We start from the raw sequence: 23,637 nt of genomic DNA, 5'->3' as shown, positions 1-23,637 counted from the left end.
ACAACCTAACCAAATTTATTATGAACGACTATTCAATATAGTTTCTGTAATTATTAACCTCGATCTTTGCGCCCAGATCATGCATAAGATTATATAAGCCAAAGAAAGTCCGGTTTATGTATAAAAAGTGCTTACTGCCCCTGTTACCATTCATTTTTCGCAATTGTGTATCCTTAGAGTACTTATCACTTAGATCTGCTATTTTGGCAAAGAAATCTTCATTTTTAAAGTCAAAAGTTTCTTTGTGAAAAGGCTGTGTGAAGAGACTCAACATTTCATAAAACAACTCTGAGAAAAATTTGATCTCCTCAGGTGAATCCTCTTCACGCAGGATTTCAAGAGCAAACATTTTTTCTATAAAAACATCAGGATTATTGATATTTGCTGGTTCTGCAAGCTCAAAATAGGGGGTATAAAAATCTTCCGGAACATGCTTAATGCATCCAAAGTCTATTGCAATTAAATTGCGCTCCTCATCTATCAAAAAGTTACCGGGATGCGGGTCTGCATGTACTCTCTTCAGTTCATGTATCTGGAACATATAAAAATCCCAAAGCGCCTGCCCTATTTTATTAGCATCTTCATTATTTGTATTATGAGCAGTAAATTCACTTAAGTGCTCACCTTCCATCCAATCCATCGTAATAATGCGCTGGCTGGATAGATCAGGATAATAAACAGGGAATTTTAAATTAGGAATCACATTGCAAAGTTGGGTCATGCGCATGCTTTGCTCAACTTCAAGAATATAATCTGTCTCCTCAAGCAGCTTATCTTCTACTTCTTTAAAATATTTTTCTTTGTCTTTACCACGCAGGTTAAACATGCGTGTTGCTATGGGCTTTACTAAAGCCAGATCACTACTGATACTATCTGCGACCCCAGGATATTGGATTTTCACAGCAAGTTTTCTCCCATCCAGTGTGGCCTGATGAACCTGGCCTATACTGGCAGCATTTATACTTTGAGTCGCAAACGTATCGTAGATTTCTTCTGGGTATTTTCCCAAATACTTTTTAAATGTCTTTCTTACTAAAGGTGGTGACAACGGGGGGACAGAAAATTGCGATAGTGAGAATTTCTCAACATAAGCTTTCGGCATTATGTTTTTTTCCATGCTTAACATCTGGGCAACTTTAAGTGCGCTTCCTTTTAAGCTTTTGAGACCATCATAAATATCTTCTGCATTGTCTTCATTAAGTTGATCTCTGGTAGTTTCAGAATTGACAACTTTTTTACCGTAATATTTTGCATAATTACCACCTACTTTCACTCCTGTTTTTACCAGTTGTGATGCGCGTTGTAATTTGTTTGTAGGTATGTAATCTATTGTTTTCATAGTGAGGAGTACTTAGGCTTTAGTAAAATTTTCTTTGAAAAGGAATTTCCCAAAGTCTAACAAACTCTCAAGTGGTGTTGTTTCAAAAACATCAAAGATCGCCTTGACAGATTTTTCAATCGCGACATCTGTTTTCTCAAAACCAGCAGAATTATCGTCCATCCAGTATTTAAGAAGAAACAATAATTGTAACCACGCCCCTTCACTAAATATAGAGACCGGATTCTTAGTTATTTTAAACGATTTCTGTTCATTACTCTCTTCTATTAAAGTACTTGCATAATCACGAACCTTAAGCCTTAGTGCTCGCAACTGAGACATATTCTTAAGACTATTATTACTTTCATTAAGGGTGAAAAGCACGTAACTGCGATTTGCAGTTAACAGTTCAAAAAACGTGTAGAAGAAAGCGAGCATTTTATCCTGGTTGGCATAAGCTGAGTAAGAGGGATCTTTATGTAAAACACTCACAGTATTCTCGAAGAAAGAAACCCAAATTTCTTCTCGTATTCCTTCAAAAGAGCCAAAGAAATTATAGAATTCTCCTTCAGCAATATTATTGTCTTTACAAAATTTGTAGACACTGGCCGGGCGCTTCCCATTTTCTAAAACGTATGTCATATAATAACTAATTACGTTCTCTCTGGTAACTACTTTTTTCTTTGTTCCTGTGGTTTTCTTTTCGGTTGCCATATCATTTTTTCTACGCTGTAAAACTATATCTGTTTAACCTTATTTCAAAATTACCAAACAAAATGTTTGGTTAAAGTTCTTTCATATTTATTGAAAGCTATGTCAGTTTGTCACTGCTGCAACTGTGGTATTCATTTTGAAACACCCCAATTGAACAAACAACATTCATTTATGTGATTTGTTTCTTATTCAAAAAAAATAAAATAGTAAACCTTTGAAATATGATCTGTTAGATTTTATTTCAGATTAATAAAAACGAAAACTTATGTCTACCGGAAAAATTAATGTTTCTGTTGAAAACATTTTCCCACTCATCAAGAAGTTCTTGTACAGTGATCATGAAATCTTTTTAAGAGAGCTTATTTCTAATGCAACTGATGCTACTTTAAAACTTAAACACCTGACTAACATAGGTGAGGTAAGCGTAGAATATGGCAATCCTGTTATTGACGTAAAACTTGACAAAGAGAAAAAAACCCTTACGATAACAGATCAGGGTATTGGTATGACTGCAGAAGAAGTGCAGAAATACATTAATGAAGTGGCTTTCTCTGGTGCAGAAGAGTTTCTTGACAAATACAAAGATTCTGCTAAAGACAGCGGGATAATTGGTCATTTTGGTCTTGGTTTCTATTCTGCCTTTATGGTTGCAGATGAAGTAGAAATTATTACAAAATCATTTAAAGATGAGCCAGCAGCGCACTGGACGTGTGATGGTTCTCCTGAGTTCAATTTAACTGAAGGTAACAAGACCGAAAGAGGTACTTCTATCATTCTTCACATCAACGAAGATTCTCAGGAATTTTTAGAAGAAAACCGCATACAGGAACTTCTTACCAAGTATAACAAGTTTATGCCTGTGCCTATTAAATTTGGCACTAAAGAAGAAGTTCTAGACTTACCGGAAGATGCTCCTGAAGATGCTGAAGCAGAAACTGTGACAGTTGATAATATAATCAATAATCCTAATCCTGCCTGGACAAAACAACCTACAGATCTTAAAGATGAGGACTATAAGAGTTTCTACCGCGAGTTGTACCCAATGCAATTTGAGGAGCCATTATTTCATATCCATCTTAATGTAGATTATCCTTTTAACCTTACCGGTATTTTATACTTCCCAAGGTTAACGCAGGATCTCAATATGCAGAAAGATCGCATTCAGCTTTATCAAAATCAGGTGTATGTAACAGATAATGTAGAAGGAATCGTACCAGAATTCTTGACGATGCTTCGCGGAGTTATAGATTCGCCAGATATTCCACTTAACGTTTCACGTTCTTACCTGCAGGCAGATGGTGCAGTAAAGAAAATCTCAAGTTATATTACCCGTAAAGTGGCAGATAAACTTAAGAGTCTTTTTAACGAAGATCGCGCCGACTTTGAGAAAAAATGGAACGATATTAAGATCGTTATCGAGTATGGAATGCTTAGCGAAGACAAATTCTTTGAGAAAGCAGACAAATTTGCATTGTATCCTACCGTAGATGGTTCATTCTATACTTATGAAGAGCTTGAAGAAAAATTCAAAGAAAACCAGACTGATAAAGATGGTAAATTTGTAATTCTTTACGCCAGCAACAAAGATGCACAGCATTCATACATTCAGTCTGCTAAAGCTAAAGGTTACGAAGTTTTATTACTTGATTCTCCTATCGTTTCTCACTTGATCCAGAAACTAGAAACAAGCAAAGAGAACATCAGCTTTGCACGTGTAGATGGCGACCATATTGATAACCTGATCAAGAAAGACGAAGAGCAGATCTCTAAACTTTCTGATGAAGAAAAAGAAAGTCTTAAGAAAGTTCTTGATGAGACAGTTGCAGACAAATCATACAATGTACAACTGCAACCTATGGATAGTACTTCACCTCCATTCATTATTACACAGCCAGAATTTATGCGTCGTATGAAAGAGATGCAGCAGACTGGCGGTGGTGGCGGTATGTTTGGTATGGGCAACATGCCAGATATGTATAACCTCATCGTGAATACCAATCACGAACTGGTAAATGAGATCTTAAATACCAAAACTAAAAAGAAACAAGAGCGCCTTATCAAGCAATCGCTTGACCTTGCAAAACTGTCTCAAAACCTGCTAAAAGGTGAAGAGCTTACCGCTTTTGTAAACCGAAGTTTTGAAATGATTAAATAGATCTAAAAGGTGAAATTCAGTTTAATTTTCATCTAATAATACCGAAAACCCGTCAGAATTGGCGGGTTTTTTTATGTTTTATTCCGATTTTGAAATCTTTTTATTCCCCTGGATATTCTTAGAAATGACTACAATTACAGGAGATTAGACTACAAGACCTTTTCTTCAATTCATGAGCTTTGTATCGTATAATTTAAAAACAGAGTTATGAAAATTACAATCACGGGTTCATTAGGTCACATAAGTAAGCCTTTAACGCAACAATTAGTAAGCGCAGGTCACACGGTTACTGTTATTAGCAGTAAACCAGAGCGTACCAAAGAAATAGAAGAAATGGGTGCTACAAGCGCAATAGGCTCGCTGGAAGATCTAGATTTTCTTATCAAAACTTTCTACCATGCAGATGCTGTTTATACCATGGTGCCTCCCGGTAACTACTTCGATCCTGAACTTGATCTGCTGGCTTATTATAAACAATTGGGTAGTAATTATGCAAAAGCCATAAAAGAAAGTGACATAAAACACGTAGTCAATCTGAGTACTATTGGTGCTCATTTAGAAAAAGGATCTGGTATTTTACTAGGCGCTCATAACGTAGAGAAGATTTTAAATGAACTGCCAGAAGATGTGGCTATAACACATATTAGACCCACCTCATTTTTCTACAATCTTTATGGCTATACAGATACGATAAAAAATCAAAACATGATCGCTGCAAACTATGGGGCAGAAGATGTGATTCCTTGGGTTTCTCCTAAAGATATTGCTGCAGCAATTGCAGAAGAATTAACAAATTCATTTTCTGGTAGAAAAGTACGTTATATAGTAAGCGATGAACGCAGTGGCAACGATACTGCCAGCGTTCTGGGTAAAGCTATTGGAAAACCTGATCTAAAATGGGTTCTGGTTACAGATCAGGCAACATTAGATGCTCTTGTTAGCGTTGGTATGAACAAGAAAATTGCTGCAGGTTTAGTAGAAATGTATGCCAGTCTACATACCGGTTTATTAGCAGAAGATTACTATCTTAATAAACCCGAAAAAATGGGTAACGTAAAACTGGAAGAGTTCGCTCACGAATTTGCTATGACTTTCAACAAATAAATCGGCATATATGTCAACAACGCCACTTCATAAATTTAAAACGATAAGTGAATTTCACAAGTTTAGGCGATTACCCAGACCAGAGCACCCGCTCATAAGTGTGATAAATTTAGAATCTGTAGAACGCATACCCGGCCAAGAAGTAAGCTTGATCAAAGAGTTTTATTCTATAGCGCTTAAGCGAAATTTTAAAGCCAAAATGAAATACGGGCAGCAGGAAGTCGATTTTGACGAAGGCGTCATGTTTTTTATGGCACCCGGTCAGGTTTTAAAAATAGAAATGGAAAGTACAATGAGGCAATCAGGGTGGATGTTACTCGTTCATCCTGATTTTTTATGGAACACATCTCTCGCTAAAACTATAAGTAAGTATGAATATTTTGATTACTCGCTGTATGAGGCTTTATTTCTTTCTGAAAAAGAAGAGATCACTATTGCCGGAATCATGCAGAGTATTCATCAGGAATATCTGTCTAATATTGACCAATTTAGTCAGGATATTATTATTGCTCAACTTGAGGTTTTGTTTAATTATTCAGAACGTTTTTATCAACGCCAATTTATAACCAGAAAAATTGTAAACCATCAAATTCTCAACCGGCTGGAAGCTCTTTTAGAAGATAGTTTTACAACAGAAAATCTTATAAAAAATGGTCTGCCTACTGTACACCACATCGCCGAAGCTTTACATGTATCTCCCAATTATTTAAGCGGGATGCTCAAAACGTTAACCGGCCAAAGCACGCAACAGCACATTCATGATAAATTAATACAGCAAGCGAAATTAAAACTGTCAACTTCAGAATTATCTGTAAGTGAGATTGCATATAACTTAGGTTTTGAGCATCCGCAATCATTCAGCAAATTATTCAAAAGTAAAACCCATATTTCGCCAATAGAATTTAGACAATCATTTAATTAACCATTTCCGAAAACCAGCCAAAATTGGCGATTTTTGACTGTATTTAGGCGATTTTAGATATAACTAAATAAAGTTGTAAAATGAAAAATGAAGATAATTGGCCAGTTTTAAATTTTGCAGAAATGCAAGACACTATTGAAACACTTCACCAATGGATTCAAATCGTGGGGAAAATTCGTCTAAAGACTATGCCGTGGCAAAATCATTCCTGGCATACCACACTTTATATAACGCCCTCAGTATATTCTACAAATGCAATTTCATATGAAGGAAGAATATTTCAAATAGATTTTGATTTTAAAAAGCATCAACTTCTTATTCAATGTTCAAATGCAGAAACTTTGAGTATGAACTTAAAATCCAGAACTGTTGCTAACTTTTATGAAGAACTTTTTGAAAAGTTAGCTGGTATAGGCATTTCGGTTAGTATTTATGCTAAGCCAAATGAAATAGATCCTGCTATTCCCTTTTCTGAGAATGTCCTCAATAAATCATACGATCCAGACGCAGCGAATGCACTCTGGAGAGCCATGGTAAAAGTTAATGCTGTTTTTAATGAATTTAAAAGTGAATTTATTGGTAAAGCAAGCCCAGTGCATCTGTTTTGGGGTGCATTTGACCTGGCTGTTACTCGATTTTCAGGAAACCCTGCTCCTCTTTACCAAGGCGGTATGCCTAACATGCCATTAGAAGTTATGCAGGAAGCCTATTCACAAGAGGTATGTAGTGCAGGTTTTTGGCCAGGATCCAGAGATTTTCCCGTACCTGTTTTTTATGCGTATGCATACCCAAGTGATAAAAGTTTTGAAAAGCAAAATGTCTTACCCAAAGAGGCTTTATATAGCTCTGAAATGGGAGAGTTTATATTAAAATATGAAGATGTACAAAACTCAGAAAATCCAGAAAAAAATTATTTGAGTTTTTAAGAACAACATATATTGCAGCAGCTCACACTTCACAATGGGACCGCAAGAAACTAGAAAAGAAATAAAAAATACCCCTTTTTAGAATAATGCGCTTACCTACTTTCAATTGCATCTTATCCGTATAATTAAACAGTCTTAAAAAAAACTTCTTGCTTTTTGTGATTTTTTAAAGGCATTGCATACTTATACTTTGTAATTAACTTTTTAAATGCATACAAAAAAGGAATTTATAAAAGACATTCAGGAAAACGAAGGTATCATTTATAAGGTCACCAGGATTTATTCAAATAATGCGGAAGATCAAAAAGACCTGTATCAGGAGATCGTTTATCAGCTTTGGAAATCTTACAATTCATTTAAAGGAGATTCTAAAGTAAGCACCTGGATGTATCGTGTTGCTTTAAACACGGCTATAAGCCATCTTAAAAAAGAAAAAAGAAAGGGGCATCAGGTCGATCTTGAGAAAGTGCTACGCGATCGCATAGAACATGTTGACACGATTATGGAAGAACGCATAACATTGCTGTACGCCCATATTAAAAACCTCAGCATTGTAGAACGCGGTATTATACTGCTTTATCTTGAAGATAAAAATTATGAGGAGATAGCCAGCATAACAGGTTTTAGCAGCACCAATATTGGCACCAGACTAAACAGAATTAAGCAAAAACTAAAAGCTCAAATTAAAAAAGATTAGATATGGAACTTCAGGAAATGAAATCCCTTTGGGAAGATATGAGTCAAAAAGTTGACCAACAAAAAATACTAACCGATAAATTAATTATGGATCTTACTCAAGAACGTTACTCAAATAAAATAGGAACAATATTGATACCTGAGATTATAGGTACGCTAATTTGTTTCGCAGCAGCTTTATACATTGCGATAAACTTTGGTAAATTAGACGTTTGGTATTTGCAATTAGCCGGTATTATTACAAGTGTAGCGTGTTTAATCCTGCCTGTTCTTTCATTAAAATCAATTCAAAAAATGAAAGGTATCAATATTTCTAAAAGCACCTACAAAGAGTCACTACTTGCATATACAAAAGGACAGAGAAGATTTCTGCAATTACAGAAAATCATATTTTACTTGAGTTTTTTCCTATTATTTTCTGCGGTTATCGTATTCGGTAAAATATTTAAAGATGTTGATGTGTTCACGGTTTCACAAAAACTGAACTGGATGATTCCTTCTGCAATAGGAGCTCTGTATATTTTCACCATTTGGGTGTATAAAAAATATAAAAAAGCCACACTTGACGCTAAAGATATTTTGAGAGAATTAGAAAATTAACCGGCGATCTAACTTTTTCTTTTACTAATAAGAAATTGCTGTACAGACTAATACCTCTTGTAAAGAGTATGAATTTTAATAAAGCTATTTTAGGGCATCTTAATTGATACTTCTAGATTATTATATATCAAAATTTTATTTCAAAAAACCAACCGTATGCACAGAATTACCTTTTTAATTATCAGCCTAATCATAATATCGTGTAGTAAAGATGATGAAGAAACAGCAAACGTAACATTAGAAGGTAACTGGCAACTTATTGAAGAATTACAGGACCCTGGAGATGGAAGCGCTGTTTATGAGCCTGTACAAAGTATAAAAACTATTCAGTTTAAAACTGACGGTACTGTAACCACAAACACTTCTTTGTGCGACCCGTTAACTGATGAAATTATAAGTAATGGAACTTTCACCAAATCTGATAGGGAGATTATTACTAACTGCGAAAACCCATATGCTTCAGTAATTTTATTTAAATTAGAGGGAGAATATCTAATCCTGCAATTTCTGGTTGATAAACAATTTGAAGCAAAATTATTTTATCAAAAGTTTGAAAAGATAGATTAAAAATACCTCCTGATATTATGAAATCTAAGTCAATAAGAGCTTTTATAGGTGCTAAAGATTTTTCTTTATGCCGAAATTTTTACAATGATCTGGGCTTTGAAGAAGTGATACTGGGTGGTCATATGAGTTTATTTAAAGTAAATGAGCATTTAAGTTTCTATCTACAAAACGCCTATGTAAAAGACTGGGTTGATAATACAATGCTTTTTTTAGAAGTGGAAGATCTGGATAACTGCGAGCAAGAACTTAAGGCAAAAGAACTCCATCAAAATTATCCCACCGTAAGATTCTCAAACATAAAGAATGAAGATTGGGGAAGAGAATTATTTATGCACGATCCGTCAGGAATTCTTTGGCATTTTGGTGAATTCAAATAAATAGCATTTCAATTTCTTCTTGATAATGAAAATGATCTTTGTACCTTTTCCTAAAAAGAAAAAGAACAATTAAATTGTATTTTAATGAATCTTTCAAACAATAAAATATTGATTACCGGTGGAGGTAGCGGCATAGGCTTGGGTCTTACTGAGCGCTTTTATAATGAAAATAATACTGTCATTATTTGCGGGCGACGTCAAGAAGCTTTGCAGCAAGTAAAAAGTAAATTTCCTAATATTATAACCAGGGTTTGCGATCTTGCTGAAGAATCACAGCGTCAGGATCTGTATAATTGGATTTCAAAAAATCACAGCGATCTCAATGTTCTGGTTAATAATGCCGGTATTCAAAACTGGATAAAAATAGAAGATGACGATTTTTACAACAGGGCTTCACAAGAAATTACTACTAATATTCTGGCGCCACTGCACCTTATTTCTCTTTTTGCCAATCTAAAATCGCTGAAAACTTTAATAAATGTAACCTCAGGTTTGGCTTTTATGCCATTCACCAAAGTTCCGGTTTATTCTGCTACAAAAGCGTTTTTTCACTCATTTACGCTATCTACAAGGTACTTGCTCAAAAGTAAGAATATTGAGGTTATAGAGCTTATTCCGCCTGCGCTAAATACAGATTTGGGTGGCAAAGGTCTTCACGACAGTGCGCCGCCGGTAAGTGATTTTATAGATTCGGTTTTTAAACAATTACACGAGGGAAAAACTGAAATTACCTTTGGCTTTAGCGAAGCAATATCTAAGGCTAATCCAGAAGAAATAAAGGCCCATTTTGAGAGGATGAACCCATCTTAAAATCGGTTATTTTCGCCTTAAAACCTGATTTTTTGAAGCGAATTTCGGCAAAAACCCGATGAAATACACACTATGTAATTATCTGTTTTATAGTAGTTTATCGATTAATTTAGAAGAATTGAAATTTATAATAATATTTTATTAACTTCATACTTGTAAATCTATAAAACACACCCCAAATGAAAAACAGATTTGTATTTTACAGCGCTACGCTGGCCCCGTTATTCGCAATTTTGATTCTTTATTACAAGAACAGTATTACTTCCGGCCTTTTTATCACTCTTATTGTAATCTATGCTTTGGTCTATAGACCTTTGTTAGACGCACAACGATTAGTTGCTAAGAAGATCATTACACAAAAAGAAAGTTGGCGTATGCTCGTACCAGGCTTTAGACTAGAGTATTTTAGAGAAATTTATATCAAAGCCTGATTCTAAAATAACAATACAAAAACCTGCCTAGAGGCAGGTTTTTTTTATTTAAAAAGTCTCCTTTTAGCACTAAAAATCGGCTTAAAACAGGTTAAAAATGCCAGTTATTTTTTCACTTAAAGTGAAATTAATGCGCCTAAATCATCAAAAACAACATCACTTTTAATAACTATTGATTAGTATATCGATGCTACATAGCTATTAATCTAATGATTTGTGCAAAGTAATTCCTTCTTCATACATTACAGCACATAACAATTACGTTAAGAACCATAAACAGAATTAATCAAGATCATTTTGCATGAAAATAAAACCTATTTTTTTATACCTTTTCTTTTCCTGCTTCTATCATACTATTGCCCAAACCACTTCTACAGACATTCTCATTTTAGGCTCAGATCATCTAAGCCAGGTTTATAATGAAGAATTTCCTAATACAGATGTTTTACAACCCGAAAATCAAGATCAATTACAAGAATTTTCAGCATTAATAGAAGCTTTTAATCCAGATGTGATCATGGTAGAAAAACTACCGGAAGAACAAGATGAGATCGACAGCTTATACAACGCATATAAAGCCGGGCAAATCGATATTGATACTCTTGAAAATGGCAGAAGTGAAGTTTACCAACTTGGCTTTAGAATAGGGAAAGATCTCAATATAGATAACATTGTAGCCGTTAATGCTCCCGGTGGCACGTCACAGAGCATTTTAGATAATGGTGAGAATATAGAATTATATGAGAATGCCACAACAGAGTTGCGCAAAGTGGTTAGCACCTATTACAGGATGCTGCAAAATGGAGAGCTTTCGCTAAAAGATTATTTGGTTTTTTTAAATCAGCCAGAAACATATAACCTTATCTATCACCTGCGTTACATGACTCCTGCGCGTGTTATTAATGGCTCTTTTACAAATCCAGATACAAGGGTAGATACTGCATTTATAGACAAGAAATATATTGGCGCAGAGCTTATCTCGATATTTAAAAACCGCGACTACAAGATCTATTCTAATATAGTCACTAATCAATTACGCAATAAACATGAGCGTATTTTACTTATCATAGGTGTAGCTCATATAGGAAGCATAAAAAGTATATTGACAGATGATTCTGCCTTTAGCATCATTGAGGCAAACACTTATCTAAAACGTTAGAATGCTCCCAATCATCACTTTTAAATAGTGAGTCCTATGACCGCGTTTAGATCTTTCACAACTTCTCGTTTATATCTAAAGCCTACAAATCTGGAGGATGCTGATTTTCTGCTTGAGCTTTTAAATACACCTAAATGGATAACATTTATAGGTGATCGCAATGTAAAAAGCACTGAAGATGCCACGATTTACATCGAAAATAACATCCTTCCTCAATATTCTAAAAAAGGTTACGGCAACTACACCGTCATTTTAAAAGAATCTAATATTAAAATAGGCAGTTGTGGTCTATATGATAGACAGGGCATTGACGGTCTGGATATAGGTTTTGCATTTTTACCACAATACGAGAAAATGGGATATGCTTTTGAAAGCGCTTGTACACTCAAAACAGCGGCCTTTACAATTTTTGGTATCTCTAAACTAAATGCAATTACAACTCTGCAAAATTTAAGCTCGCAGCAGTTACTAGAGCGCATGGGTCTGCGTTTTAAAGAAATGATAAATCTACCCGGCGATAATGAAAAACTGATGCTTTATACTATTGAAAAGCCAGTACAATAAGATCTTTATGCGTAAATTTCTATAAGATTTACCAGCTCTTTTTTAATAAAGATGAAAACAGTTAAGGGTGATTTAATAGAATTAGCTAAGCAAGGTGCTTTTGATGTAATTATTCATGGCTGTAACTGTTTTTGCTCAATGAGCGGCGGTATTGCCAGAACTATAAAACAGGAATTTCCTGCAGCTTTTGCCGCCGATTTAAAAACTACCCCGGGAGACAAAGAAAAGTTAGGATCATATACCAGTGCAAAAGTTAAAAGCCGAAAAGGAGATCTTATTATTATTAATGCCTACACACAATATGATTATAAAGGCGTGGGAACTCTGGCCGATTATGAGGCTGTAAAGTCGGTTTTTAGGCAGATAAAGACCGATTTTACAGGATTAAGAATAGGTTATCCGGCTATAGGAGCGGGTCTTGCTCGTGGGGATTGGGATATTATTTCTATCATCATCAAAGCCGAACTGCAGGGTGAAGATCACACATTTGTAGAATATAGAATCTAATCATCTCCTCTTCATACATTTTCTTTAAGAAAAAATTCACATATCTTTTGCAATTCCGTTGATTTTGATACATTTATTACCTCTTTCGCAATCGATTGAGAAAGAGCGACCAACCTGTAATATTTTTAGATCTTAACTGTAATGAGAAAGCTCTCACTTCTATTAATTTTTCTTTTCGCTTTAAGCCAACAGATTATTGCTCAGCAATCTATCAAGTCAAAAAATATTTATTTTCAAGTAGATGATCAGCCTGTGGGTAAAGACAATATTGCTTATAAATGGGGAGCAATGGCTCTAACGGCAACCGCAAATGATACAGAGAAGTTTAAACCACGCCCTACAGTGACTTCGCGCTATCTTGGTTTGATTTTTACAGCGGTTTTTGATGCGTGGTCGCGGTACGATGATAAAGCTATTCCTGTTTATCTGGAAAATGTAGAACGCAGACCACAAGCAGAAAATACGATCACCAATAAAGAAATTGCCATAAGTTATGCGGCCTATGGTGCAATGAAAGAATACTACTATAGCGACAGTGATTTATTTACAGAATTTATGATCAAGATGGGCCTCGATCCTGAAAATAAAAGTACAGATCCTTCTACGCCGGCCGGCATTGGTAATCTCGCTGCCCATGCTGTTATTGAAGCTCGTAAGCATGATGGCTCAAATCAATATGGAGATGAAAAAAATTCTAATGGGAAACCCTATTTTAATTACACTGGCTATAAACCTACTAATTCACCAGATGAAAATGTTGATCCTGATCGCTGGCAACCCAAATACTTTTCTGATGGGAAAGGCGGAACCTTTGCACCAGAATGCTTAACGCCTTATTGGGATAAGGTTAAACCTTTAGGTATACAATCTGCAGATCAATTTCGGCCCGGCCCTCCACCTAAAGTTGGTTCGCCAGAAATGGCTAAAGAGGTAAAAGAAGTTATGGAATTGCAACAAAACATGACCGATGAGCAAAAGGCATTGGTCGAATTTATGCGCGATGGTCCTCAAAGTGTGCAGCAGGCAGGTCACTGGTTAAATTTCGCGCAAGCAGTTTCAGAAAGAGATAATCATAATCTGGATGAAGACGTAAAAATGTATTTCTTGTGCCAGATAACAGCGATGGATGCATTTATTGCATGCTGGGACGCTAAGATGTTCTATGACTCTGCAAGACCTTATGCATTGGTACATCAATATTATGAAGACCAGATAATTACTGCCTGGGGTGGCGCAAACGACGGACTCATAAAAATGAAAGGACAACAGTGGCGTCCCTATTCACCAGATACATTTCTTTGTCCGCCATTTCCTGGTTATGTTTCGGGTCACAGTTCTATAAGTGGAGCATGCGCAGAAGCATTAAAACTTTTTACAGGTAGTGATGAATTTGGCAGAAGTGTTGAGCTTACAGCCGGCGCTATGACAGAGCCAGATCATCTTGGTAAAACAGTGATCTTAGAATTTCCCACCTTTACAGAATCTGCAAACATGGCCGGATTTTCAAGAGTTTTAGGCGGTTATCATATTCAGTCAGACAATATTGAGGGGCTTGAATTAGGAAGAAAAGTTGCTCGCGAAGATTACAAATTTTATCTGGCACACGTCAATCCTGAGAATACCGTAATAAAATCTAAATAATTTACCAAGCTTTTAACACACACAAAGCTTTATAAATTAGTAGTTTAGATAAAACACTAAACTATGCAAACCAAACGACTTATACCCCTACTCCTGCTTTTCTTATGTCTTGCTTCCTGCGAAAACAAAGAAAATAGCAATATGGAACCCGCCGTAGAATATGACGCAGCTGATGAGGCAGACTCTAAAGAAATGGATCTTGCTGCTTTAAAAAGCAGGATATTACAGGAAAGTAAATCTTCAATTGAATATGCCGAAGATAAAAAAGACAACCATTTTGGTTATACAAGCACGACAGACTGGGACATTCTTAAAGAGGAAGGTGATTCACTTTTAATTGGCAATACAGCACCCACAAAGCGTGAAGAATTAGGTGGCAGACGCACAGTCGTCACTCTTTTTAAAGGTGATGAAAGCGAAGGGAGAATTGTCCCCGGCACAGATACGCTAAAACTTAAAGAGAATGCGCAAAATCTAAATGTTTATAACCTACAGCCAAAACTGGTGGTAATGAATAATGATACTGTAGTTTATGGTATAGGTTATTCTGTGCACTACGTTTTTAACAAGATAAAAGATGATCTTGACAAAAGTGATCTTGCTAATATTGCGGCTTCCGCCCAAATTGATCCTGATGAGACAAAAGCTACTTATAGTATTCTAACGTATGGCATAGAAAGCGAAGATGCAGACATTATGCCACAGCAGAACAAAACTTTTAACGTGAAAGAATATGGCGATTTACAGGCCCAAATAGCCAGTTTAAGGTATGTTTTGGGCGATTCTACAAATATGGCAAAACTAAAATTCAGTCCTGAAAAAATCCCCGGATTAACAGCAAAGGATTTTGAATAGGTAGTACTGAAACTCTATTTCTCCATTGAGTAATTTATTGTAAATTAACAGAATGGCCGAAAAAGATCCTTATGTTTTATCTAAAGACAGAATAAAACACCCACCTTCCACTTTCGTTGGAAAATTAAAATTTTTAGGACCCAGTTTCATTTTATCTGCATCTATAGTTGGTGCGGGAGAATTAATTGCTACGACCACTTTAGGCGCAGAAGCAGGTTTTATTACGTTCTGGGTAATACTTGTAAGCTGCGTTGTAAAAGTGGCCGTTCAGCTTGAATTTGGTAAGCACACCATTCTCACAGGTGAAACCGCAATGCAGGCTTTTAATCAATTACCCGGCCGCAACATTGGCAAAGCTAATTGGTCTGTCTGGACAGTGCTTGTTGTCATGTTTATAAAATTGCTTCAAGTGGGCGGTATCGTAGGTGGAGTGGCAATTATAATCAATATTGCCGTTCCCGGGATAAGCGTTCCTCTATGGTGTTTCATTATTGCAATTGTGGTCGCTTGCCTGGTGTATCAGGGCTATTATAAATTCATTGAATCCTTTTCCATTTGGATGATCGGTTTTTTTACGCTTTTCACTTTTGCTTCTGTTTATTTTCTTGCTTATACACCCTACTCTATCGCGTGGGAACACATCTGGAGCGGACTACAATTTAACCTGCCAAAAGAAGCGGTTGCAGTTGCTTTTGGTGCTTTTGGAATAACCGGTGTGGGCGGTGATGAGATCATTCATTACAATTACTGGTGTCTGGAGAAAGGCTACGCAGCTTATACCGGTAAAAATGATGGTTCAGAAGCCTGGAAACAACGGGCAAAAGGCTGGATTAAAGTTATGAATCTCGATGCCGTGATCGCAATGTGCGTTTATACCTTAGTTACGGCAGCTTTTTATTTGCTGGGAGCTGCGGTGCTGCATAATCAAGGTGGCGTACCAGAAGGTTACGGTATGGTAGAAGCATTATCTACAATGTACACAGAATCATTGGGACCACAGGCTAAAACAGCTTTTCTTATTGGCGCTTTTATAACTCTATTCTCTACATTATTTGCTGCTCTTGCTGCATGGACAAGACAGATATCAGATATTTTTGGGCAGTTGGGCTGGATTAATTTTAGTAATTATAAAATTAGAAAAAGAACAGTAGCTATTCTGGCATGGGTGATACCGCTTCTTTGGGCTCTTGTTTTTGTATTTATAAGGTTGCCGGTTCTTATGGTTATTATTGGTGGTATCGTGAGTTCCTTCCTGCTTTTTCTTGTTGTTTTTGCAGCTTTACACTTTAGATATTACAGACTTCATGCTCAGTTTAAACCTGCTCTTATTTATGATATTTCTTTATGGGTAAGTGTTCTAAGTATCGTAGCCGTGGGCGCCTTGGGAATCATCAAGATAATTAATTAAATAATGCGCTTATATCATATGTTAAAGTATTTAAAATAAAATGCAACTATCTATATGCAAATCAATTAAAACCTAAAACTATTTTTATAGCCATTGATAATTCAATTAGTATTTGATTTACTTTTGATGTTATTTTCAAACTGTAAATGAATAAATTTCTTGTCGTTGACAACCCAAAAACCTGGGACTTTTTAGGTGAAGATATCCAGGTTCTTTCTGCTCAGGATTACCTTACAAATCCTGAACATTCTAAGAAAAAAAACGCACGCATTTTTAACCTTTGTAAAGATTACTCATACCAGTCAAAAGGGTACTATGTTTCTTTACTTGCAGAGGCCAGAGGGCATTTACCTCTACCGGCAATAAAAAATCTGGTAGATTTGCGTACACCTAAATTAGTGCGTATAGTTTCAGATGAATTTGATGAGATCATTCAAAAAAGCCTGAAAAATATTAAATCTAAAGAATTTGTTCTCAGCGTTTATTTTGGGCAGAATGTGGCCAGTAAATACAAAGAGCTAAGCGCGATGTTTCATCGTCACTTTCAGATCCCTTTTCTTAGGATAAAATTCAATTATACAAACCGCTGGAATATTCAGAACATTCGTGCAATTTCAACTTCAGAAATACCTGAAGAGCACAAAGAAAGTGCTTATGAATTTGCGCGGCAATATTTCGCTAAAAAGCGATACGATACAGCAAAACCTACTAAGGCTTTGTATGATCTCGCAATACTGGTACAGCAAAATGATCCTGCGCCTCCCAGCAATTCTAAAGCGATTAAAAAGTTTGTAGAAATCGCAGAAAAACTTAATTTTTACGTAGAAGTTGTTAGTCCTAAAGATCTCTCAAGGCTTTCTGCTTTTGATGCTTTACTGGTTCGCCAGAGTACAGAAGTTAACAATGAAGCCTATGCTTTTACCCGCAAAGCCCAGCAGGAAAATATTGCGATCGTAGACTATCCTGATGCAATTTTAAAGTGTTGCAATAAGGTTTTTATGGCAGAGGCTTTACAAAATGCAAACATACCCGCGCCTAAAACTATTATCGTTCATCACGATAATGTAAAAAAAGTGCTTGATATTGTGGGCTTGCCATGTGTACTAAAAGCACCTGATTCTACTTTTTCGTTTGGTGTAAAGAAAGCCACAACAGAAAAAGAATATCACTCGCTGGTGAAAAATATGCTTAAAGAGTCTGAGCTTATTATCGCGCAGGAGTATTGCCCCTCAGATTATGACTGGCGTATAGGTATTTTAGATGGTGAGGCTTTTTACGCCTGTCGCTACTATATGGCAAAAGGTCACTGGCAGATCTATAATTGGGATGCGGCTAAAAAAGACGATCAGGATGGTAATGCAGATTGTCTGCCTATAGAAGATGTGCCCAAAGCAATATTAGATACTGCCCTGAGTACAGCAAAGATAATGGGTGCAGGTTTGTACGGTATAGATATTAAAGAAGTAAATGGCAAACCGCTGGTAATTGAGATCAACGACAATCCTAACATAGATATGGGTGTTGAAGATGCACATTACGGGGATCTGGTTTACACCAAAATTATTGAAGCGTTAATCAAGCGCATAGAAGGAAAACAATTATGAGTTACCACCTTTTTGAAGTTGCAGGAATAGAATTAGAATACATGGTCATTAATGCAAGTGATCTTAAAATTGCGCCTATTGTAGACCAACTCTTAACTGCAAAGAACGGAACTCTAATTTCTGATATCGAGAACGGGAGAATAGAATGGAGTAATGAACTTGTTGCGCATGTGATCGAATTAAAAACGCACGAGCCAGATGCCGATTTAGACACGCTTGACACCGATTTTCATAAGAATATTGTCGAAATTTCTGAGCTTCTAAAGCCCTTTAAAGCTTCCCTCCTGCCTTCTGCTGCACATCCGTTTATGGATTCTAAGACCGAAAAGAAACTTTGGGAACATGATCATAACGAGATCTATTCACTTTACGATAAGATCTTTGATTGTAGTGGTCATGGCTGGGCAAACTTGCAAAGTATGCACATTAATCTTCCGTTTTGGGATGACGCAGAGTTTGAAAAATTGCACGCAGCCATACGCGTTTTGTTACCCATAATGCCCGGTTTAAGTGCCAGTTCGCCCGTTTTTGATGGCAAAAACAGCGGTTTTAAAGATGCACGTTTAGAATATTATAAATACAACCAGAAGGAAATTCCACAAATGGCTGGAAAAGTAATTCCTGAAGGTTTTTTTAGCAAAGCAGATTATCACACAGGTATTTTCAACCCCATAAAAGAAGCCATAAAACCCTTTGATCCTGATAATATTCTGGAGCATTATTTTCTCAATTCCCGTGGCGCTATTGCCCGTTTTGATCGTTTTGCTATAGAAATTAGAGTGCTCGATATTCAGGAATGCCCAAAGGTAGATATTGCCATCGCTGTTCTCATTATTGAAGCACTAAAGTGGATTGTAAGCAGCGGAGAAATCTCACTCGAAACTCAGAAAAAGCAACATGAAGATGATTTGCTTCCTATCTTGAATCAGGTGATAAAAGACGGCGAAGAAGCGCTGATTACAGATGAGAATTACCTACAACTTTTTGGCTCTAAAGAAGAAGCTTCAGTGAATGAGATTTGGTCAAATTTGTATGAAAAAGTCAAAGAAAAAATCGGTCAAAATCATCAAAAAACCATCGAAATTCTACTAAAAAACGGAACACTTTCCACCAGAATTTTAAAAGGGATTGGTGAAGATTGTACGCATGACAATATTTCACAAGTTTATAGAAAGCTGGAAGAATGCCTTCTTAAAAACGAAATCTACCTGCCATGAAGCTTATAATTAGCGCCGAGCATGGCGGTAATTTAATTCCGGAAGAATATAAATTTTTGTTTAATGAGCATGGGGATGAACTTGCGACGCATCGTGGTTATGATCCCGGCACAGAAGATCTTTTTTATTATTTAAAAGATATTTCCGCTTTTGCGAAATTGAATACCACCAGCCGGCTTTTGATCGAGTTCAACAGGTCTTTGCACCATGTTAATCTCTTTTCCGTTTACTCAAAAAAACTAGGCAAAAACCATCAAAAATCGCTTATTGAGGCCTATTATCTGCCTTACCGCAACGCTGTTGAGGAGCAAATAAAAAAGGAAATCGTAAACAAAAATAAAGTTCTACATATTTCCCTGCATTCTTTTACTCCACAACTTGGCGAGCAAATACGAACGAATGATATTGGGCTACTCTATGACCCAAAGCGGCCTGCAGAAAAAGAAATTACGAGAACATTTAAGGAAGAACTAAATAAGCTTTCGCCAGAAATTAAGATACGATTCAATTACCCTTATTTAGGAAGCGCAGATGGTTTCACAACATACTTGCGCAAGCTATTTCCCGAAAATTATTTAGGGATTGAATTAGAAATCAACCAGAAATGGGTAAAAAATGGCAAATTTCCACAAAAATTAAAAACGGATATCAAAACAGTTGTTTCCCATCTGGTAAATTAAAAAAGACCGGCCATGTACAATACATAGCCGGCTTCCTTCTTCTTCATAGCACGATTACTGTGATGGTTAGTGCTTACTTTAACGAAGATATATCTTCTCTATTCTACAAGTAACGGGATAATCAATCTTTCAAAAAGAGATTATACACGAAAATAAAAAGGTGATTTTCCCATTTTATTGTCAATTATTTTTCTGTTGTAAAAAATACATACCCAGCGCATTTTTGTAATTCTATTTACTAAATTGTACTTAAAAACCATTTTTGAGAAAAGCGCTTACAAGTATTCTTCTTTTAGTGTTTGTGGTTCATCTCGCAGGTAATCTGGTGCTGTTTAAAATTCAGCAGTGTCATTTGCGCAAAGAGATGATACAACGCATTCGCGAAGGCGTACCAGAATCTCAGCTTGTGCTCATTACAGAAACTCCCACAAATAAGAAATCTATAAAATGGGAAGACGATACCGAGTTTAGCTTTCGCGGAATTATGTATGATATCGCTAAAACTGAGATCGACAAAAACGGAAACACCATCTATTACTGCATTAAAGATGATCTGGAAACGGCACTGGTCATCAATTTTAGAAAACAACAAAAACAAAATAAAAAGACTAAGAACACCAGAATTTCCGTTCTAAAAAATGTAATTAAGATATTACCCGAAAGAGAACTTTCACCCCTTTCATTAAATATAAATACATCTGCAAATGACTCTGCCAACTGGCGATATTCTTGCGCCTATGGTTCTCGCAGTCAGGAAATCACAGCGCCTCCTCCCAGGCATGTTTAATAAATAGAATGATGAGAATGATCTAAACATTCCCTTTTCTGAGAGCGCTTATGCGCTCAGGATTATTATTTATTAAACCTACCCACTATGAAAAAAATTACATTATCCCTTTTGGGATTATTATGTTGTGTCAGCATTTTTGCGCAAAATACCCGCGGAAAAATAATAGATGCAGCAACTAAAAACCCGCTTAGCGGAGCAAAAATCGCCCTAAATGGAGGTAAAATCACCACCTCTGATGACAACGGAAACTTCTACTTTACTTGTGACAATGACCTCACGCTCAACATTAGTTACATAGGTTATGAAAGTACCTCGGCAACCATAAAAGATTGTGGTGATGAGCTAATAATACCTTTACAATTATCAACAAGTGCTCTTGATGAGGTGCAACTTACAGGCGCACAATCTAGACGGCAATTGCTGCAAAAACCAGTCGCTTTAGTGCAACTAGATTCTGCACAGCTTAACCGCGGCCAGGGATTATTTCTGGATGATGCGATAAATGCGAATGTGCCCGGTGTTATTATGGAGCGCAGAGCTGTAGCTTCTGGCCAGCAATTTAATATTCGCGGTTATGGTAACGGAGTTGGCTTTAGAGGCGCCAGTAACAATTTTGATGGTCAGGGATACAAAGTCTATCTCAATAATATTCCTATCACAGATGCTGAAGGTATAACTCAAATGGACGATGTAGATTTTGCTTCGGTAGGCAATATAGATGTTATTAAAGGCCCGGCAGGCTCACTTTACGGTTTAGCAATAGCCGGCGTTGTAAACCTGCAAACCATAAGACCTAAAAATGGAGAGACTTCAATAAGTCAGTCCTTTATAGGTGGTCGCTACGGTCTTGCGCGTTTTACAACACAGTTTCAAATGGGAGCAGAAAAAACTTCGCTGCTTTTAAATTACGGTCACCAGATCTCAGATGGTTTTATGGACCATTCTGCGTCTACTAAAGATTTTATGAATTTCGTTTTAAACTATAGTCCAAGTTCACGGCAGCACATCAGCACCTATTTTGGTTTTAGCAACAGCTATGATCAACGTGGTGGTGAGTTGACAATTGAGCAATATGAAAATAAAGATTATAGCGGTAATGCGCGATACATAAAAAACAATGCGCATTCTGAAGTTGTGAGCTTCCGGGCGGGATTAAGCCATAGTTATCGATTTACAGACTGGCTAAAAAACACAACCTCGATCTATGGTACGGGCGCAAATGGCAACAACAGCTCTGCCGGCGGCTGGACAGATAAAGACCCGCTGAATTACGGCGTTAGATCTGCATTTGACCTCAATTTTAAACTAGGTGAAAATTTCGCTTTAAGCGGAACAACCGGCTTTGAATATCAGGAGCAACGGGCAGAGATTTTGGGATATCGCATGGTAGAAAATCCTGATGATCCTGAAGGTTACAATATCATTGGTGCGATGAGAAGTAATCAATCTGCTCAATCGCAAACGTACTCGCTATTTACAGAGTGGGTTCTTCATTTACCACAAGATTTCTCGATCACCGCAGGTCTGGGGTTAAGCGGTCTACAAATCGATTTACAGGATAATTTATACGATCCTGAAAGTACTAATGAGCGATTTGTCACAGCAAATTATGACAATATGTTTTCACCTCATCTTGCTATAAATAAAGTGTTTAATTCTAAACTTTCTGCTTATGCTTCTTACAGTAAAGGTTATAAAGCACCGGTAAGCGGGAATATAGTGCTTGCAACTTCTGGTGAGTTAAATACTGGCCTGAGACCAGAAGTGGGTAATCAATTTGAGATAGGATCAAAGGGTAATTTATTTGCAAATAAACTGCACTATCAGCTGGCTTTATTCCATACAGAATTTAAAGACAAAATGACCTCTGTAGCTGTTCCTCTTGATGCTAATACAACTGCTTATACTTATATCGCTAATGGCGGAAGCCAGAAAAATAATGGCGTAGAATTTCTCGCAAATTATGCCGCTTATGAATCTGCTACAGGTTTTTTTCAATCTATAATTCCTTATGGAAATGTAACCTATTCAGATTTTGAATACGATGATTTTCAATATGAGTCACTTGATTCTAACGGACAAGCAGTAGCGGTTGATTACAGCGGTAATGCAGTTGCGGGTGTTGCGGCATGGGTTGTAAATGCCGGTGTTGATGTAAATACTAATTATGGCTTCTACGGAAATTTAAATTTTAATCACAGAGACAGTATGCCATTCACATCAGATGGTGCAAATAATACAGATGCATATAATTTGCTTAACGCGAAAATTGGCTTTAAAACAGCATTTAACAGATTTAATCTTAATGTATATGCCGGTGCAGATAATATTACCGGCACTCAATATTATTATATGGTTTTTGTAAATCAGTTAGAAGATGCATACCTGCCCGCCCCTTATGAGATCAATTATTATGGCGGAATTAAATTAAGCTATTCATTATAGTTATTTACGATTTCAGAGAAGGAGCCTTTTACCCCTATTTGGTTAACTCTGAAGATTACCCCTGTTGTTTGAAGAAGTAGTTGCCTTGTGCAGCTGCTTCTTCTTTTTTTATTAAAATGAATTATCCTACAAAATTAAAAGCGTCAT

The 23,637-nt window shown here is 36.5% G+C and carries 23 protein-coding genes; 21 read left to right on the top strand and 2 right to left on the bottom strand.

What is annotated here, in order from left to right; genetic code table 11:
- Window positions 1-28: 28 nt before the first annotated feature.
- Both ACH3PA_RS12630 and ACH3PA_RS12625 read right to left on the bottom strand, forming a co-directional pair.
- Window positions 29-1,339: an ABC1 kinase family protein gene (locus ACH3PA_RS12630; RefSeq protein WP_416443664.1), complete on the bottom strand. Its 1,311-nt coding sequence runs from the start codon at window positions 1,337-1,339 to the stop codon at window positions 29-31.
- A gap of 12 nt (window positions 1,340-1,351) precedes the next feature.
- The gene (locus tag ACH3PA_RS12625; RefSeq protein ID WP_416443666.1) at window positions 1,352-2,032 is read right to left on the bottom strand and encodes a TetR/AcrR family transcriptional regulator; all 681 of its coding nucleotides are present in this window, start codon (window positions 2,030-2,032) and stop codon (window positions 1,352-1,354) included.
- Between the two features lie 265 nt (window positions 2,033-2,297).
- On the opposite strand from ACH3PA_RS12625, the gene htpG reads away from it, so the two are divergent.
- The 21 genes from htpG (at window position 2,298) to ACH3PA_RS12520 (ending at window position 23,490) form a co-directional block, all read left to right on the top strand.
- A complete protein-coding gene (gene htpG / locus ACH3PA_RS12620) occupies window positions 2,298-4,187 on the top strand; it encodes a molecular chaperone HtpG (RefSeq protein WP_416443667.1) in 1,890 nt (629 codons plus the stop codon).
- 207 nt (window positions 4,188-4,394) lie between these two features.
- Window positions 4,395-5,291 carry an NAD(P)H-binding protein gene (locus ACH3PA_RS12615; protein WP_416443669.1) on the top strand — a complete coding sequence of 299 codons (897 nt, stop codon included), beginning with the start codon at window positions 4,395-4,397 and terminating at the stop codon, window positions 5,289-5,291.
- A 10-nt stretch (window positions 5,292-5,301) separates the two neighbouring features.
- Window positions 5,302-6,213 (top strand): helix-turn-helix domain-containing protein, encoded by a 912-nt coding sequence (locus tag ACH3PA_RS12610; RefSeq protein ID WP_416443671.1) that lies wholly within the window; start codon window positions 5,302-5,304, stop codon window positions 6,211-6,213.
- 80 nt (window positions 6,214-6,293) lie between these two features.
- A complete protein-coding gene (locus tag ACH3PA_RS12605; RefSeq protein WP_416448215.1) occupies window positions 6,294-7,139 on the top strand; it encodes a DUF5996 family protein in 846 nt (281 codons plus the stop codon).
- A 208-nt stretch (window positions 7,140-7,347) separates the two neighbouring features.
- Complete coding sequence (locus ACH3PA_RS12600; protein WP_416443673.1) at window positions 7,348-7,836, top strand: RNA polymerase sigma factor; 489 nt, start codon at window positions 7,348-7,350, stop codon at window positions 7,834-7,836.
- A 2-nt stretch (window positions 7,837-7,838) separates the two neighbouring features.
- On the top strand, window positions 7,839-8,435 hold the full coding sequence (locus ACH3PA_RS12595; protein WP_416443675.1) for a hypothetical protein: 597 nt from the start codon (window positions 7,839-7,841) through the stop codon (window positions 8,433-8,435).
- Window positions 8,436-8,591: 156 nt separating this feature from the next.
- Entirely contained in the window at window positions 8,592-9,002 is a 411-nt protein-coding gene (locus ACH3PA_RS12590; protein ID WP_416443677.1) for a hypothetical protein, read from the top strand.
- Window positions 9,003-9,019: 17 nt separating this feature from the next.
- Window positions 9,020-9,379 carry a glyoxalase gene (locus tag ACH3PA_RS12585; RefSeq protein ID WP_416443679.1) on the top strand — a complete coding sequence of 120 codons (360 nt, stop codon included), beginning with the start codon at window positions 9,020-9,022 and terminating at the stop codon, window positions 9,377-9,379.
- 84 nt (window positions 9,380-9,463) lie between these two features.
- Entirely contained in the window at window positions 9,464-10,189 is a 726-nt protein-coding gene (locus ACH3PA_RS12580) for an SDR family oxidoreductase (protein WP_416443681.1), read from the top strand.
- A 179-nt stretch (window positions 10,190-10,368) separates the two neighbouring features.
- Window positions 10,369-10,620, top strand: a complete 252-nt coding sequence (locus ACH3PA_RS12575) for a hypothetical protein (protein ID WP_416443683.1) — start codon at window positions 10,369-10,371, stop codon at window positions 10,618-10,620.
- 301 nt (window positions 10,621-10,921) lie between these two features.
- The gene (locus ACH3PA_RS12570; protein WP_416443685.1) at window positions 10,922-11,779 is read left to right on the top strand and encodes a DUF5694 domain-containing protein; all 858 of its coding nucleotides are present in this window, start codon (window positions 10,922-10,924) and stop codon (window positions 11,777-11,779) included.
- Between the two features lie 36 nt (window positions 11,780-11,815).
- Window positions 11,816-12,343 (top strand): GNAT family N-acetyltransferase, encoded by a 528-nt coding sequence (locus tag ACH3PA_RS12565; RefSeq protein WP_416443687.1) that lies wholly within the window; start codon window positions 11,816-11,818, stop codon window positions 12,341-12,343.
- Window positions 12,344-12,394: 51 nt separating this feature from the next.
- Window positions 12,395-12,850 carry a phosphatase gene (locus ACH3PA_RS12560; protein WP_416443688.1) on the top strand — a complete coding sequence of 152 codons (456 nt, stop codon included), beginning with the start codon at window positions 12,395-12,397 and terminating at the stop codon, window positions 12,848-12,850.
- Window positions 12,851-12,991: 141 nt separating this feature from the next.
- Window positions 12,992-14,491 carry a vanadium-dependent haloperoxidase gene (locus ACH3PA_RS12555; protein WP_416448214.1) on the top strand — a complete coding sequence of 500 codons (1,500 nt, stop codon included), beginning with the start codon at window positions 12,992-12,994 and terminating at the stop codon, window positions 14,489-14,491.
- A 63-nt stretch (window positions 14,492-14,554) separates the two neighbouring features.
- Entirely contained in the window at window positions 14,555-15,346 is a 792-nt protein-coding gene (locus ACH3PA_RS12550) for a hypothetical protein (protein ID WP_416443692.1), read from the top strand.
- A gap of 52 nt (window positions 15,347-15,398) precedes the next feature.
- Window positions 15,399-16,754, top strand: a complete 1,356-nt coding sequence (locus ACH3PA_RS12545; protein ID WP_416443694.1) for an Nramp family divalent metal transporter — start codon at window positions 15,399-15,401, stop codon at window positions 16,752-16,754.
- 146 nt (window positions 16,755-16,900) lie between these two features.
- Window positions 16,901-18,358 carry a RimK family protein gene (locus ACH3PA_RS12540; protein WP_416443696.1) on the top strand — a complete coding sequence of 486 codons (1,458 nt, stop codon included), beginning with the start codon at window positions 16,901-16,903 and terminating at the stop codon, window positions 18,356-18,358.
- Window positions 18,355-19,575 carry a glutamate-cysteine ligase family protein gene (locus tag ACH3PA_RS12535; RefSeq protein ID WP_416443698.1) on the top strand — a complete coding sequence of 407 codons (1,221 nt, stop codon included), beginning with the start codon at window positions 18,355-18,357 and terminating at the stop codon, window positions 19,573-19,575. Before ACH3PA_RS12540 ends, ACH3PA_RS12535 begins: the two co-directional genes overlap by 4 nt.
- Window positions 19,572-20,255, top strand: coding sequence for an N-formylglutamate amidohydrolase (locus ACH3PA_RS12530; protein ID WP_416443700.1), 684 nt, complete (start codon window positions 19,572-19,574; stop codon window positions 20,253-20,255). Before ACH3PA_RS12535 ends, ACH3PA_RS12530 begins: the two co-directional genes overlap by 4 nt.
- Window positions 20,256-20,517: 262 nt before the next feature.
- Window positions 20,518-21,042: a hypothetical protein gene (locus ACH3PA_RS12525; RefSeq protein WP_416443702.1), complete on the top strand. Its 525-nt coding sequence runs from the start codon at window positions 20,518-20,520 to the stop codon at window positions 21,040-21,042.
- A gap of 87 nt (window positions 21,043-21,129) precedes the next feature.
- Window positions 21,130-23,490 carry a TonB-dependent receptor gene (locus ACH3PA_RS12520; RefSeq protein WP_416443704.1) on the top strand — a complete coding sequence of 787 codons (2,361 nt, stop codon included), beginning with the start codon at window positions 21,130-21,132 and terminating at the stop codon, window positions 23,488-23,490.
- The last annotated feature ends 147 nt before the right edge of the window (window positions 23,491-23,637 follow it).

Origin of the sequence: Leeuwenhoekiella sp. A2, from assembly GCF_047946655.1 — a bacterium.
Taxonomy (GTDB): Bacteria; Bacteroidota; Bacteroidia; order Flavobacteriales; family Flavobacteriaceae; genus Leeuwenhoekiella.
Note: the sequence above shows the minus strand (reverse complement) of the source record. Positions and strands in the feature narration are given on the sequence as shown.

Bases quoted from the DNA above. Each gene is read 5' to 3' on its own strand.
- ACH3PA_RS12630 (WP_416443664.1), bottom strand. From the start codon at position 1,339: ATGAAAACAATAGATTACATACCTACAAACAAATTACAACGCGCATCA.
- ACH3PA_RS12625 (WP_416443666.1), bottom strand. From the start codon at position 2,032: ATGGCAACCGAAAAGAAAACCACAGGAACAAAGAAAAAAGTAGTTACC.
- htpG (WP_416443667.1), top strand. From the start codon at position 2,298: ATGTCTACCGGAAAAATTAATGTTTCTGTTGAAAACATTTTCCCACTC.
- ACH3PA_RS12615 (WP_416443669.1), top strand. From the start codon at position 4,395: ATGAAAATTACAATCACGGGTTCATTAGGTCACATAAGTAAGCCTTTA.
- ACH3PA_RS12610 (WP_416443671.1), top strand. From the start codon at position 5,302: ATGTCAACAACGCCACTTCATAAATTTAAAACGATAAGTGAATTTCAC.
- ACH3PA_RS12605 (WP_416448215.1), top strand. From the start codon at position 6,294: ATGAAAAATGAAGATAATTGGCCAGTTTTAAATTTTGCAGAAATGCAA.
- ACH3PA_RS12600 (WP_416443673.1), top strand. From the start codon at position 7,348: ATGCATACAAAAAAGGAATTTATAAAAGACATTCAGGAAAACGAAGGT.
- ACH3PA_RS12595 (WP_416443675.1), top strand. From the start codon at position 7,839: ATGGAACTTCAGGAAATGAAATCCCTTTGGGAAGATATGAGTCAAAAA.
- ACH3PA_RS12590 (WP_416443677.1), top strand. From the start codon at position 8,592: ATGCACAGAATTACCTTTTTAATTATCAGCCTAATCATAATATCGTGT.
- ACH3PA_RS12585 (WP_416443679.1), top strand. From the start codon at position 9,020: ATGAAATCTAAGTCAATAAGAGCTTTTATAGGTGCTAAAGATTTTTCT.
- ACH3PA_RS12580 (WP_416443681.1), top strand. From the start codon at position 9,464: ATGAATCTTTCAAACAATAAAATATTGATTACCGGTGGAGGTAGCGGC.
- ACH3PA_RS12575 (WP_416443683.1), top strand. From the start codon at position 10,369: ATGAAAAACAGATTTGTATTTTACAGCGCTACGCTGGCCCCGTTATTC.
- ACH3PA_RS12570 (WP_416443685.1), top strand. From the start codon at position 10,922: ATGAAAATAAAACCTATTTTTTTATACCTTTTCTTTTCCTGCTTCTAT.
- ACH3PA_RS12565 (WP_416443687.1), top strand. From the start codon at position 11,816: ATGACCGCGTTTAGATCTTTCACAACTTCTCGTTTATATCTAAAGCCT.
- ACH3PA_RS12560 (WP_416443688.1), top strand. From the start codon at position 12,395: ATGAAAACAGTTAAGGGTGATTTAATAGAATTAGCTAAGCAAGGTGCT.
- ACH3PA_RS12555 (WP_416448214.1), top strand. From the start codon at position 12,992: ATGAGAAAGCTCTCACTTCTATTAATTTTTCTTTTCGCTTTAAGCCAA.
- ACH3PA_RS12550 (WP_416443692.1), top strand. From the start codon at position 14,555: ATGCAAACCAAACGACTTATACCCCTACTCCTGCTTTTCTTATGTCTT.
- ACH3PA_RS12545 (WP_416443694.1), top strand. From the start codon at position 15,399: ATGGCCGAAAAAGATCCTTATGTTTTATCTAAAGACAGAATAAAACAC.
- ACH3PA_RS12540 (WP_416443696.1), top strand. From the start codon at position 16,901: ATGAATAAATTTCTTGTCGTTGACAACCCAAAAACCTGGGACTTTTTA.
- ACH3PA_RS12535 (WP_416443698.1), top strand. From the start codon at position 18,355: ATGAGTTACCACCTTTTTGAAGTTGCAGGAATAGAATTAGAATACATG.
- ACH3PA_RS12530 (WP_416443700.1), top strand. From the start codon at position 19,572: ATGAAGCTTATAATTAGCGCCGAGCATGGCGGTAATTTAATTCCGGAA.
- ACH3PA_RS12520 (WP_416443704.1), top strand. From the start codon at position 21,130: ATGAAAAAAATTACATTATCCCTTTTGGGATTATTATGTTGTGTCAGC.